General features: G+C 68.0%; 12 protein-coding genes. 5 read left to right on the forward strand and 7 right to left on the reverse strand.

Going from position 1 to position 12,388, the window contains the following annotated elements; translation table 11 throughout:
* Positions 1–45: 45 nt before the first annotated feature.
* Complete coding sequence (locus GONAM_RS13700; RefSeq protein ID WP_006867350.1) at positions 46–369, reverse strand: AzlD domain-containing protein; 324 nt, start codon at positions 367–369, stop codon at positions 46–48.
* On the reverse strand, positions 366–1,094 hold the full coding sequence (locus GONAM_RS13705) for an AzlC family ABC transporter permease (RefSeq protein WP_006867351.1): 729 nt from the start codon (positions 1,092–1,094) through the stop codon (positions 366–368). The genes GONAM_RS13700 and GONAM_RS13705 overlap by 4 nt, the downstream gene beginning before the upstream one ends.
* Positions 1,095–1,151: 57 nt before the next feature.
* Here GONAM_RS13705 and GONAM_RS13710 point away from each other — a divergent pair, with 57 nt between their 5' ends.
* Together GONAM_RS13710 and GONAM_RS13715 are read left to right on the forward strand one after the other, a co-directional pair.
* Positions 1,152–1,715 (forward strand): helix-turn-helix domain-containing protein, encoded by a 564-nt coding sequence (locus GONAM_RS13710; protein ID WP_006867352.1) that lies wholly within the window; start codon positions 1,152–1,154, stop codon positions 1,713–1,715.
* A 302-nt stretch (positions 1,716–2,017) separates the two neighbouring features.
* On the forward strand, positions 2,018–3,655 hold the full coding sequence (locus GONAM_RS13715; protein WP_006867353.1) for a DEAD/DEAH box helicase: 1,638 nt from the start codon (positions 2,018–2,020) through the stop codon (positions 3,653–3,655).
* A 36-nt stretch (positions 3,656–3,691) separates the two neighbouring features.
* On the opposite strand, the gene GONAM_RS13720 is transcribed toward GONAM_RS13715, so the two are convergent.
* From GONAM_RS13720 to GONAM_RS13740, 5 genes are all read right to left on the reverse strand, one after another.
* Positions 3,692–4,498: a maleylpyruvate isomerase N-terminal domain-containing protein gene (locus GONAM_RS13720; protein WP_006867354.1), complete on the reverse strand. Its 807-nt coding sequence runs from the start codon at positions 4,496–4,498 to the stop codon at positions 3,692–3,694.
* A gap of 155 nt (positions 4,499–4,653) precedes the next feature.
* Positions 4,654–5,607 carry an EamA family transporter gene (locus GONAM_RS13725; RefSeq protein ID WP_006867355.1) on the reverse strand — a complete coding sequence of 318 codons (954 nt, stop codon included), beginning with the start codon at positions 5,605–5,607 and terminating at the stop codon, positions 4,654–4,656.
* Positions 5,604–6,077 carry a hypothetical protein gene (locus tag GONAM_RS13730; RefSeq protein ID WP_006867356.1) on the reverse strand — a complete coding sequence of 158 codons (474 nt, stop codon included), beginning with the start codon at positions 6,075–6,077 and terminating at the stop codon, positions 5,604–5,606. Before GONAM_RS13730 ends, GONAM_RS13725 begins: the two co-directional genes overlap by 4 nt.
* Complete coding sequence (locus GONAM_RS13735; RefSeq protein ID WP_006867357.1) at positions 5,998–7,593, reverse strand: 4Fe-4S binding protein; 1,596 nt, start codon at positions 7,591–7,593, stop codon at positions 5,998–6,000. Before GONAM_RS13735 ends, GONAM_RS13730 begins: the two co-directional genes overlap by 80 nt.
* Before the next feature lie 36 nt (positions 7,594–7,629).
* The gene (locus GONAM_RS13740) at positions 7,630–8,673 is read right to left on the reverse strand and encodes an AurF N-oxygenase family protein (RefSeq protein WP_006867358.1); all 1,044 of its coding nucleotides are present in this window, start codon (positions 8,671–8,673) and stop codon (positions 7,630–7,632) included.
* A gap of 269 nt (positions 8,674–8,942) precedes the next feature.
* On the opposite strand from GONAM_RS13740, the gene GONAM_RS13745 reads away from it, so the two are divergent.
* The 3 genes from GONAM_RS13745 to GONAM_RS13755 are packed head-to-tail and all read left to right on the forward strand — an operon-like array spanning position 8,943 to position 12,381.
* Positions 8,943–10,583 (forward strand): FAD/NAD(P)-binding protein, encoded by a 1,641-nt coding sequence (locus GONAM_RS13745; RefSeq protein WP_006867359.1) that lies wholly within the window; start codon positions 8,943–8,945, stop codon positions 10,581–10,583.
* Positions 10,583–11,032, forward strand: coding sequence for a hypothetical protein (locus GONAM_RS13750; RefSeq protein WP_006867360.1), 450 nt, complete (start codon positions 10,583–10,585; stop codon positions 11,030–11,032). Before GONAM_RS13745 ends, GONAM_RS13750 begins: the two co-directional genes overlap by 1 nt.
* A complete protein-coding gene (locus GONAM_RS13755) occupies positions 11,029–12,381 on the forward strand; it encodes an FHA domain-containing protein (RefSeq protein ID WP_006867361.1) in 1,353 nt (450 codons plus the stop codon). Before GONAM_RS13750 ends, GONAM_RS13755 begins: the two co-directional genes overlap by 4 nt.
* Positions 12,382–12,388: the final 7 nt, after the last annotated feature.

Below are 12,388 nucleotides of genomic sequence, written 5' to 3' on the forward strand. Positions count from 1 at the left end.
CCGACGGGTGGTGATTCTGCCGAATAAGGGTGGGTTTGCAGGTGGTCAGGCGACGCCGAGCGCCCGTAGGCCGGCGGCGGTCGCCGCGGCGAGGATGACCACGATCGCGATCGGGGCGCGAAAGATCGCCGCGAGGATGCCGACGGCGACCCCTGCCGGTCGTGCCCATCCGGCGAAGTCGTGGTCGACGAAGAATGCGCCGGTCAGGGCCACTGCAACCAGCAGTACCACGGTGGCGCGGTCCATCAGCTTCTCCGCATTCGCCGACACGGACAGGCGGTTACGGAGCAACGGTCCGGCCAGCCGGATCACGTAGGTGCCGACGGCGAGAACGGCGATTCCGATGCCGAGGGACAGTCCGGAGGTCATCGAAGTACCTCGCTGTCGACGAGAGTGTGGGCTGGGGCAGGGGTCCGACGTGGCAGAAGGCTCCGAACGACTTCGACAGCGGCGAAACCCGCCAGCGCGCAGAGAATCGGCAACCCGGCCGGTAGAAATGGTGTCGACGCCAACGCGATGGCACCGCCGACGGCGACCGCTGCCCAGGTCGCGCGCGTTTTCAGCGCCGGAATGGCAAGTGCGGCAAGCAGAGCGGGGAATGCGGCGTCGAGCCCGAGGATCTCAGGGCTCGCGACGCTGCTGCCGAGCAGGGCGCCCAGTCCGGCGCCGGCCGGCCAGCAGATGAGGATTCCCAAGCCGCACAGCAGAAATGCGGCGCGCGCACGACGCGGCTCGGATTCCGCGGTGGTCATCGCCGCCGTCTCGTCGTTGATCAGGTGCGCACCGAAGAGGATCTCCGGGAGTCCGCGTAAGTGCTTGCCCACCGCGAGTCCGTAACCGAAGTTCCTCGTGTTGACCAGAAGTCCGGCGAGGGCTGCGACGACGGGTACGCCACCGGCGGCGAGCACCCCGACGAAGACGAACTCCGACGACCCGGCGAGCACGACGGTCGCGATCAGCACGATCTGCCACAGGGCCAGCCCCGCGCTGTGGGCCGCGACGCCGTACGACGCGCCGATCACGAGTACCGACAGGCACATCACGATCACGGCGCGCAGGGTCGCCGAATCGAGTGTTCTCCATGCCGAACGCATGACTATCATAGTGAACACACGACGAGTGTTCGTCAAGATGGACGATCGGACGGTTCAATGAACAATGCTGGGCAGGCGAACCCGAAAGAGCTGGTCGCGGCGTCGCTGAAGCGCGAACGGAACCGCGCCGGACTATCGCTCACCGAGCTGGCCCGACGAGCGGGGATCGGTAAGTCGACGCTGTCCCAGCTCGAGTCGGGGGAGGGAAACCCCAGCGTGGAGACGTTGTGGGCGCTCTCGACGGCCCTCGGCGTGCAGTTCTCGGCGTTACTGGACTCGCCGGCGCCGACCGTCGAGGTGATCAGATTCGGGGAGGGGCGGGTGATCCCGGCCGCCGATGCTGACTATTCGGCGACGCTGCTGTCGACCGCCGCACCCGGTTCCCGCCGCGACATGTACGTCATCCGGGCAGAGCCCGGCAAGCCGCGGGTGTCCGCGCCGCATGCGCGCGGGGTCCTCGAACATGTCGTCATCAGTGCAGGTCGCGCCCGTCTCGGACCCATCGACGCCGCCGAGATCCTCGGCCCCGGTGACTACATCTGTTACCCCGGCGATGTCGAGCACGTCTTCGACGCCGTGGAACCCGGCACGGTCGCGGTCATGCTGAGTGAGGCGTTCTAGCGGGACGTCCCGGGTCGCGACCTCCGTCACAACAATTCGCTTCTTTCGCTACCGGCGCGTAGTGTCGGTCGCAGTGATGCACCTTGATGGATGCATCTCCGCGTCGTAGAACGCCTCTCTCGCAGGTCGGGGCCCACTGAAGGTGGTCGCCGAGGTAGGACACTTCAGATGTCCACCGCCTGCCATTGACTTCATACGGCGAACGAGCCCGCGTACCCGCGTGTTCGCCATCGGCACCGACCTTCGGCAGTGATCTGCCGTCCTGCTCGCGTGCCACGCACAGGAAGAGCTCCGCTCACACAATGACTGCTGTCCTCGAGACCCCCTCGGCCACTGCAACCCAGATGGTCGAGACCATTCCCGCCGGCACCACCGCACCCCAGGTTTCCTTCGAATCTCTCGGCGTGCCAAGCAAATTGGTCGAGGTCCTGACCTCGCAGGGCAAGGCCAACGCCTTCCCGATCCAGGCCGACACCCTCCCCGACACCCTCGACGGCAAGGACGTCCTCGGCCGCGGCAAGACCGGCTCGGGTAAGACCCTCGCCTTCTCCATCCCGCTGGTCGCCGGACTCGCCGAGATGGAGGTCAAGCGCTACGTCGGTGCCCCCACCGGCCTGATCCTGGCTCCGACCCGCGAGCTGGCCACCCAGATCGCAGCTGTCGTCGAGCCGCTCGCGGCCGCCGTCGGGCTCACCGTCACCACCGTCTTCGGCGGCGTCAAGCAGATGCGTCAGGAACAGGCCTTCCGCCGCGGCGTCGACATCGTCGTCGCCTGCCCGGGACGCCTCGAAGACCTGATGCGCCAGGGCATCGTGAAGCTCGACGAGGTCGAGGTCACCGTCATCGACGAGGCCGACCACATGGCCGACCTCGGCTTCCTCCCGGTCGTCACCAAGCTTCTCGCCGCCACCCCGTCCGACGGTCAGCGCCTGCTGTTCTCGGCGACCCTCGACAACGGGGTCGACAAGCTGGCCAAGCGCTTCCTCGACAACCCGGTCCTGCACTCGGTCGACTCCGCCGAGTCCCCGGTGGCCGCCATGACCCACCACGTCTTCGAGGTCTCCTCGGCAGGCAAGGCCGACCTGGTCGCCGAACTCGCCTCCGGTACCGGTCGTCGAATCCTGTTCATGCGCACCAAGCATCAGGCCAAGAAGCTCGCGAAGAAGCTGACCGAGCAGGGCATCCCGGCAGTCGACCTGCACGGCAACCTGAGCCAGGCCCAGCGCGACCGCAACCTCGCCGCCTTCGGTGAGGGAGACGTCCGCGTCCTCGTGGCCACCGACGTCGCCGCCCGCGGTGTGCACGTCGACGGCATCGAGTTGGTCGTCCACGTCGATCCGCCCGCCGAGCACAAGGCATACCTGCACCGCTCGGGCCGCACCGCGCGTGCCGGCAGCTCCGGTGACGTCGTCACCGTGTGCCTGCCCGAGCAGCGTCGTGAGGTCTCGCAGCTGCTGCGGAAGGCCAAGATCAAGGTCACCCCGAAGCAGGTCGACGCCAAGGCCGACGCCGTCGACGAGCTCGTCGGCGAGCGCGCACCCCGCGTCTCCGCTGCCGAGCGTGCGGCCGCCGAGGCCGCTCGTGGCGGTCAGCGCGGTGGTTCGCAGGGCGGTCGCTCGCAGGGTGGCCGTTCGCAAGGTGGTCGTCGTGGCGGCGGACGCCCGGGACGCGCTCGCGGTGAAGGGCGTGGCAACGGTGCCGCTCGCGGGGAGAGCCGTGGCGGCGCACGCGGTCAGGGCGGAGAGTCGCGCTCCGGTGGGCAGCGTTCCACCGACGGTCGCTCGGCCGGCCAATCCCGTTCGGCGGGTCAGTCGCGTTCGGCAGGGCAGGGTCGCTCGGCGGGTCAGCCCCGCACCGGCGACCAGCATCGTGCCGGTGGACGCGCACAGGGCGGACGCCGTTCCTCCAGCCGTCCGGCCGGCTCACCGACCAACCGCTGAACCAACGCAGTACATAACTGAATCAAGCCCGCCGAACTAGGCGGGTAGGAACTTCGAAGCAAGCCGTGGCGCAAGCCACGGCTTGCTTCCCCATGCGAAGGCCCTTCCGGTCAGCGCGGCCCAGGTGGGGGAGAGCCGCCCGTAGCCGGTCAGCAGTGCGGCAGTCGGGTCGACGCTGATGTGGACATCGGGGCGTCGGGGCTCGTCGGGGTTGATGACCAGCTCGCCGTCGGTGAACTCGTAGACGTAGCGTTCCGAACATCCGCGCAGCCGGATGTCGTAGGTGGCCTGGTGTCCCGCCGCCGTCGTCGTGTCCACCCAGCTGGGCAGGATCTGCTGTCGTCCGCGGACGATCATCAGCACCACCTCGGGCTCGACCCACCAACGGGCGCCGATCGCTCGCGCGACGTCGAAGCCGTGCACCACGAACTCGCCGATGAGGATGCCCAGTGCGGCATCGGCGCGGATCAGCCGGTCACCGTCGAACCGCATCTTGGGGACCTGCGCGTTGAAGTGTGAGACGGCGTCGACCAACGTGTCGAGGTCTTCCCTCAGCTGGCGGGCCAGAACCGACACCTCACGGGTCGGCAGGTTCGCGATCTGCTTCGCATTGAAGTCCGGGACGTCTACCGCCTGGCGACACCATTCCCCCTCACCGCGCGCGAGTTCGAGAAATCGGGTCGGCGCCAGGGCAACGTGCCCCAGACAGTCGACCAGCGTCCATCCCGGTGTGTCCGGCACACGCGTCTCCGGCTCGTCGACCCCCTCGACGAGTTCCAGAAAGCGTTCCCCGGTGGTCAGCGCGGCGTCGGTGTAGTCAAACCTCGAGAACATCCCCGTCACGCGTGGTTCCTCCCCCACATGGGGCGCAAGACTACTCGTGCGTAATGCGACGTGCGACACATACTTTGGAACCGGCCGGGTTCCGGTGCCGATAGGGAACGCGCACAACGGCATCCGATGTGGCGTCGCGCTGATCCGAGGTCTGGAGTCCAGGTTCAGGGTGCCTCGCCCAATCGGACGAACACGACACCCGCGACGATCAGCAGGCCACCGAGAAGCTGGATCGGCGCCGGGAGTTCGTCGAGGGCGAGCCAGGCGAACAACACCGCGAACAACACCTCGGACAGGGCGACGAACGACATCACCCGGGCGCCGAGTACCCGGCCGGCCGCGATGCCGAAGGCATAGGCCATCGCGGCTGACACGACACCCAGCATCAGCAGGGGAGCCCACCAGGGCAGCGAGAGGTCGCCGATGCGGACCTGCGAGGTCGACGCGGTCATCGGCAGCGCCCCGACGAGCCCGGCCGCGGCGAGCGTGATCGCACCGATCACGAGACCGCCGGCCGCGAGCGCGAGGGGCGGCAGGCCGGTTCGTTCGTCGGCGGAGATCACGAAATAGGCAGCAGCACCCACCATCGCGGCCAGAGCCCACAGAACGCCCACGACGCTGATCGAGACCTCCCCGGTCAGGTCGAGGACCAGGGCGAGTCCGGCGATCGCAAGAGCGGCCCCGAACACGGTGACGCGGGTGGGTCGCTGGGCGTGCCGCAGCCACATCCACACCAGGACCGCGACCGGTGCGGTGTACTCGATCAGCAGCGCCACCCCGACCTGCAGGTAGGTGACGGCATAGAAGTAGGCCAGCTGACATCCCGCGACGGCCAGTAGTCCGTAGGCGATCAGCACCCACCAGGATCGCGCGGCGGATTGCGGAGGCACCGGCGGAGGCAGCAGGGGCTGCCGGTCACGGAAGGCCAGGAACCCGGGAATCGCCAGTACGGCAGCGCCCACCGCGATGCGCACGGTCACAGTCGCGCCCGCCGACCACCCGGAGTCGATCATCGCCCGGGCCAGGACACCGGAGATGGCGAAGCAAGCCGACGAGATCAGCGCCAGCGCGATACCGACCGACGGCCGGTGGCCACGCGTCCGGACCGGACCGCTCACGGGTTCTTCGCGGCCACGATCGCCGCACGTACCGCTTCCCGGCATTCCTCGCCGTGTGGTTCCCCGACGCCCAGGTAGTAGCTGCCCGGACGGCCGCTCTCGCCGGCGAAGCCGACCACTGCGAACCCGTCCGGGGATTCCGGTGTCTCGATCGAGGCGATCGCCAGCGGCACCGACAGCGCCGAGATCCCGCGCTTCGCCCCGGAGTTGGCGATCAGAAGGTGCGTCGGATGCAGGACGACGAGCGTCTGGTTCTCGGAGTCGGGGTCGACGGGGTTCGCGCGCCGGCCGAGCAATCTGCCGATCGTGGAGGAAGCGGGCGGGTTGATGCTCCGGGTGCTCCAGGCCGGCAGGTCGTCGGTGACGGTCAGTTGCCGCGACTCGGCATGGTCACGCAACGCCGCCGCGACGTCGGCCGGAAGAGCGGACAAATCGGCGCGCACGGTGGTGCGCTGGTACGCGGGCCCCATGGTCGATCAATCTATCCGAGAGTGCGCCGGTTTCGAGATCGGTGAGCAACGACGCCACCGTCTCCGCGGAGTCGGTCTTGTTGGTCCCGATGAAGCCCGACGGTCCACGCTTGATCCAACCGGTCACGTAGACGCCCGGAACCGGTTGCTCGCCGTCCATGACCCGGCCGGCGCGGTGCGGGATGACGCCGGTCGCGTCGTCGAAGGGCAGACCTGGCACGGCGACCCCGCGGTAACCGACCGAGGTCAGCACGAGTCCGGCGTCGACGGTGGTGGTCTCACCGGTCGGTTCGATCCCGGTCACGACACCCGCATCGTCGACCGTCAGCCGATTGCGGCCCACGACGACGCCGGTCGCGCGTCCGTGGTCGCCCGTCACCTCGAGCGGAGAACCGAAGAACGCCAAGCGGATTCGACGACCCTTCGGTTCGGCGGCGGCGCACTCGGCCAGGATGTCGAGCTTGGCGCGGATGGTGGCGTCGAGTTCGCCGTCCACCTGGGCGGATTCGAGATCGGCGGGATCCACGGTCACCGCGACACCCGAATCGACGAGCCCGATCAGCTCGGGCAGGGTGAACGCGGCGTGGGCGGGTCCGCGTCGTCCCAGCACGACCACCTCGCGCACCGACGATTCGGCCAGCGCGGCCAGCGCGGCCGGCGAGATGGACGTGTCGGCGAGTGCCGCCGGGTCGGCGACGAGGATACGAGCGACGTCGAGCGCGACGTTGCCGTTGCCGATGACCACCACGCGGTCGGTGGACAGGTCGACGTCGAGGTCGGTGAAGTCCGGATGGCCGTTGTACCAACCGACGAACGACGTGGCAGAGGTGACAGCCGCCTGATCGATCCCCGGCAGGTCCAGCGTCTTGTCGGTGGGGGCGCCGCCGGCCCAGATGACGCCCTGGTGGCGGGACCGCAGGTCGTCGAGTGTGATGTCGCGTCCCACCTCGGTGTCGAGCAGGATTTCCAGGTTCGGGTTGCGTGCGATGTCGTCGAACAGGCGCATCACCTTGCGGGTGTGCAGGTGATCCGGGGCGACGCCGAAGCGTGCGAGGCCGAACGGCCGGTCGAGGCGCTCGTACATGGTCACCGACACCTGGGGCTGCCGCAGTAGTTCGTCGGCGGCGTACATCGCCGACGGACCCGACCCGACGATGCCGATCGACACCTTTGCGTCGACCGCGAGCTGACGTGGCCGGTCGATCGGGGCGAGCGGAAGCCGGCGCGCGGGGTCAACCGGGAAACGTGCTGCCCCGTCGACGGTTTCGCGGTACTGCGCGGCGTTGACCTCCGCGAACCGCTCCTGGCCCTCGGGCAGCCGGTGGCCGGGAACGATGGCGCCGACGGGGCAGGCGCTGACGCAGGCGCCGCAGTCGACGCAGGTGGCCGGGTCGATGTAGAGCATCTCGGCGATGCCGAAATCCGGCTCTTCCGGGGTGGGGTGGATGCAGTTGACGGGGCATGCGTAGACGCACGACGCGTCGCCGCAGCACGCCTGGGTGACGACGTGAGGCATGAGGGTCGGTTCGCTACCTGTGGGTGAGAGGGGAGATCAGGCGGCCGTGTAGGTGGGCTCGCTGCGGAAACGCGAAGGGCGGCCGTAGATTCCGAGCGCACGCCAGAGCAGGCGCGACACCGGGTTCATCAGACCGCTCTGGTCGGCGAGCATCCGGACGTCGCCGAAGACGTTGCGCAGGAAGCGCTTCGACTCCTCGGACCGCCAGAAGATGTCCTTCATGACCTCGCGCGGGACGTCGAACTCCTTGGCGAAGGAGCGCGGCGGCACCACGATCGCGCTGCACAGGGTACGCATGGTCAGCGGGAGCATGAGCGACAGCAGAAAACGCTGGAAGCGGTTGCGCTGCGGGACCTGCTCGCGGATGAAGTGGTGGGCGAAGGAGATGTGCCGCGCCTCTTCGGCCACGTGAAGCTGCATGACCGCGGCCATCGTCGGGTGCAGGCGGGCGCGGGTCCGCAGGAAGTCTTTCTGGATGTGGTCGATCGGCTCTTCGCCGCCGAGGACGCCGAAGAAGAACACGATCGGGAAGACCGTCGAGACCAGCGGGACGAACGGCGAGATCAGGCGGTATCCGATCTTCGCGCCGGGAACGTCCATGCCCACCCGGTTCACGAACTCCTGGAACATCAGGGTGTGGTTGCACTCCTCCTTGGATTCGTGCGTGGTGTACCGGAATTCGCGTGCACCATTGGGCAGTTTGAAGCTGTACTGCATCAGGCCGCGGATCAGGACGGACTCGAACTGCAGGCCGACCTTGGCGACGTTGGCCTGACGCCACATGCCGATCTCGATCTGCTTGCTCTCCGGAAGCTGCTGGTACCAGGGATGGCGGCCGATCGGGTCGACCTCGTAGGAGAGGATCCAGCGCGGATCGTTCTCGGTGATCGCCATGTGCGGCGCATCCCAGTCGATGTCCACGTAGGGATCGAAGTTGCGGTGAACCGAGGCCGAGGACAGGTCGTCGAGCACCTGTCCGTAGTCCTGCTGGCCGCCCGTTTTGTCGTGTTCGGGAACGTAGCGGGCCGGGCCGTCGCCGGCGGTGTGCAGGGAGTTCGGATTTGTCAATGCTTTGGTCATCGTCGCGTCCTTCGAGGTGGGCCGGGCTGCGTGAGGGCGGCCACAGCGGATGACTCGAACGTATTTCGACGCTCCGCTATTTGTCAACAGTCAATGTCACGTTCCGCGGCCGAGGTGCCTGCGCGGGCTGCGCCCGATCGTGTCCGGTTCACCCGCTGACCTGCCGAGACGGCCGTAATTCGATCGGCTGGTTTCACCCTGTTCCGGACCACTTCGCGCGTTAGAGTGACCGCACCGTCCCGTGCCACCCGACCTCATCGGAGGAAGCGATGTCCCGTCGTGTCCCGTACGCGCCGGGACCGTTCCCGCCGCGTCGGCCGGAGCAGTTCCCGGCACGTCCCGCCGCGCGACCCGGCCCCGGCGGCCTCGGTGATCTCACGCCGCAACTGGTCGCCACCGACGTCTGGACCGAGGCGATGGTGGAGGCGGCGGGTATCCCGATCGTCGACGTCCCGTTCGTCACCGTCGGTTCGGGGATCGGTTCCTTCGTCACGGTCGACTATCTCCGGATCTGCGGTGTCCCGCTCGAGCAGATCGCGGTCCTCGGGCCGCAGGACGTGCCGTGGCACAGCTACGAGTACCTGACCCGGGTGTCACAGATCCCGCGCGGCGAACGACTCCGATCGGATTCGGCCTCGACCCCCGACAACATCTGGGGGTTCCCGTCCTACGCCGTCCGCGAGGCGTGGGCCGACAAGACGATCAAGCCGCTGTGGAACGTCCTGGTGGAGCCGATCTTCGCGAACTACTACACCCCGAAGGCGGGACAGGCGTTCGAGTCGATGGAGAAGGAGTGTCAGCGCATCGGCTACCTGAAGTGCCTGCACCGTGGGCAGGTCCGCATGATCCGACGCCGCGCGGGCGGCGGCTACTTCACGATCCTCACACCGCCACAAGGAAGTTCACCGACCAAGCGGGTGGCGTTCCGCAGTCGCTGGGTGCACGTGGCCATCGGGTACCCGGGGATCAAACTGTTGCCGGACCTGCAGGCGTTCCGTGAGACCTATCGCGACGCCAGCAAGGTCGTCAACGCCTACGAATCCCACGAACACGTCTACCAGTCCCTGCAGCGCAAACCGGGCACCGTCCTGATCCGCGGCGCCGGGATCGTCGCATCCCGTGTGCTGCAACGCCTCATCGACGACCGGGATGCGCTCGGCCTGCAGACGCAGATCGTGCACCTGTTCCGCACGTACTACGACAAGCCGCACGGCCCGCACATCTTCATGCGGCGCAAGGGCAAGGACGGTTGGGCCTACCAGGGCTTCAACTATCCGAAATCGGTGTGGGGCGGCCAGCTCAAGGCGCGCATGCGCAAACTCGAGGGTCACGACCGCGCCGAGGCCTACAAACAGATGGGCGGCACCAACACCCCGATCCGTGACGACTGGCAGGAACAGCTCGCTCGTGGACGCCGCGAAGGCTGGTACCGCGCCGCGGTCGGCAAGGCCGAGAGCCTGGTTCCCGGGCCGGGCGGCCAGGGCGTGGTGACGACGGTTCGCGTAGACCCCCACGCCCCGATCAGGCAGGAGCACCGTCCGGACGGCACCTTCGAGCTGTACGCCGACTACGTCATCGACTGCACCGGGCTCGAGGCCGACGTGCGCGAACACCGGTTGCTGCGCGATCTTCTCGACCACACCGGGGCGGGGATCAACCCGGTCGGCCGGATGGACGTCGAACGCGACTTCGAGCTGAAGGGCACCCGAAACGGCGACGGGAAGCTGTACGCATCGGGTAGTGCGACGCTCGGCGGGTACTTCCCGGGTGTCGACACCTTTCTCGGTCTGCAGATCGCCGCTCTCGAGATCGTCGACGACCTCGCGCGGCAGGGCTTCTGCAAGCGACTGACCCCGTGGCGTTCGACTGCCCAGTGGTGGCGATGGATGAACAACAAGGGAGTCGACTGATGCTGCCCACCCTGTGGGGACGTATCCAGACCCGCGTGCTGGTGCTGGGCGTCCTCGGCGGGGCGTGGACCGTCGTGTTGGCTCCGTTCCTGTGGCTGATCTCGTCGGGTGACCCCACCGTCTTCGAGGTCTACCGCGTCGCGTTCACGGTGTTGTTCACCGTCATCGTGCTCGGTGTCGCCTGGGAGTTCGTCTACCACTTCCTGCAGCAGTTCCGCTGGGAGAAGGACTGGCCCATCCTGCTCGGTCTGCTCACCGCGATCAACGAGGGCATCGTGGTGTGGCTCGTCGTCGACAAGACAGGTCTGCTGCCGGCGGAGCTGCGACCGTCGCCGTTGGTGTTCACCGTCCAGTTCCTCACCACCTGGCTGCTGGTGTGGGTCGCGGTCAACGGTCCGCTGCGAGTGATCTTCCCGCACTGGCGATTCCAAGGAGGCCGGTTCCTGTGACCATCCCGGGTGACATCCCCAGCGTGACCCCGACGGTGACGCTGATCCCCGGTGCGGGGATGGTGATCCGCAAACCGGCGTTCCTCTGCCTGATCTCCGACACCGTGCCCGCGGCGTTCATCACCGACCTGCTCGACGTCGAATCCGCGGTGTCCGTCCCGGATTCGGCACCCCGGCGTGGTCGTCATCTCGTCCGCGCGCTGGCGCAGCTCGTGCTCACCGCCGATGAACAGATCGACATCGCGTTCGCCGCGCCCGACAACGTCGGGATCGCGATCTTCATGTCGGGGCGGGTCTACGGCGAGACCGACGGAAAGCGGATCGGACCGCCCCCCGGCGACACCTACGACAAGGCCATTCCGTGGCCGTTCGAGGGACTCGGTCTCTACCTCGAGGGCACCGTCCCGGCGGAGGTCGGCGAGGAGCGTTTCGACCTGGTCGACGGTGTCGTGCCCGCCGCAGGGGCGTTGCTGCACACACCGCTCGGGTTGCGCGGCACCGAATTCCACCCGCTGCCCGCGTCGACGCAGACCCCGGCGACCGAGCCGGAGCCGGAGCCGGAGCCCGAACCCGAACCCGAACCCGAACCGAAGCCAGAACCGGAACCCGTTGCCGGCGACCCCGATCCGATGGGGACGACCGAGCGGATGCGACCGGAGGTCGCCGAGCCACTGCCGTTCACGTCGACCCCGCTCGGCGGGACGCCGGTCGGGCAACCGGACCCGGTCGAACCTCTCCCGACGGATCCGATGCCGGCCGCACCCGTTGTCCGACCGAGCCCGTTCGCCGAGCCCCTCGAACCGCGCGCCCCGCTGCCGAAGGAAGAGCATCAGCGTCCCGCGACCGAGGTCGTGAAGATCGAGGCGTCGCGGGCCAAGGTGCACGGGATCCGTTGCTCGCGAGGGCACCTCAACCACCCACAGTCATGGCTGTGCGGCGTTTGCGGCATCCGGATGGATCAGCTGACGACCTTCCTGGTGGAAGGGGAGCGGCCGCCGTTGGGTTGGCTGCTGCTCGACAACGGCTTCACCTTCCTGCTCGACGAGGACCTGGTCATCGGGCGCGAACCCGGGTCGTCCGGCGGTGGACGGGCGGGTTCGCCGAAACCGATTCGCGTGCAGGACGAGACCGGCCAGCTGTCACGCCGGCACGTCGAGATCCGGTTGGTGGAGTGGACCGTCCAGCTCGTCGACCTCGGCTCGGCGAACGGCACCTTCGTCGCCGACCCGAGCAGTGGGAACCGCGAGGTGCGCCTGCTCCCGCACCGTCCACACGTCCTGGTCCCGGGGTCGCATGTACGAATCGGAGGGCGCCACTTCATCTTCGAGTCGCACCATGCGCGGATCTGAGACGGCC

It is taken from the genome of Gordonia namibiensis NBRC 108229, from assembly GCF_000298235.1.
In the GTDB taxonomy this organism is placed as follows: domain Bacteria; phylum Actinomycetota; class Actinomycetes; order Mycobacteriales; family Mycobacteriaceae; genus Gordonia; species Gordonia namibiensis.

What these genes read in the sequence shown, in the direction of transcription:
- GONAM_RS13700 (WP_006867350.1), bottom strand. Translation starts at nt 369, where the DNA reads ATGACCTCCGGACTGTCCCTCGGCATCGGAATCGCCGTTCTCGCCGTC.
- GONAM_RS13705 (WP_006867351.1), bottom strand. Translation starts at nt 1,094, where the DNA reads ATGCGTTCGGCATGGAGAACACTCGATTCGGCGACCCTGCGCGCCGTG.
- GONAM_RS13710 (WP_006867352.1), top strand. Translation starts at nt 1,152, where the DNA reads ATGAACAATGCTGGGCAGGCGAACCCGAAAGAGCTGGTCGCGGCGTCG.
- GONAM_RS13715 (WP_006867353.1), top strand. Translation starts at nt 2,018, where the DNA reads ATGACTGCTGTCCTCGAGACCCCCTCGGCCACTGCAACCCAGATGGTC.
- GONAM_RS13730 (WP_006867356.1), bottom strand. Translation starts at nt 6,077, where the DNA reads ATGGGGCCCGCGTACCAGCGCACCACCGTGCGCGCCGATTTGTCCGCT.
- GONAM_RS13735 (WP_006867357.1), bottom strand. Translation starts at nt 7,593, where the DNA reads ATGCCTCACGTCGTCACCCAGGCGTGCTGCGGCGACGCGTCGTGCGTC.
- GONAM_RS13740 (WP_006867358.1), bottom strand. Translation starts at nt 8,673, where the DNA reads ATGACCAAAGCATTGACAAATCCGAACTCCCTGCACACCGCCGGCGAC.
- GONAM_RS13745 (WP_006867359.1), top strand. Translation starts at nt 8,943, where the DNA reads ATGTCCCGTCGTGTCCCGTACGCGCCGGGACCGTTCCCGCCGCGTCGG.
- GONAM_RS13750 (WP_006867360.1), top strand. Translation starts at nt 10,583, where the DNA reads ATGCTGCCCACCCTGTGGGGACGTATCCAGACCCGCGTGCTGGTGCTG.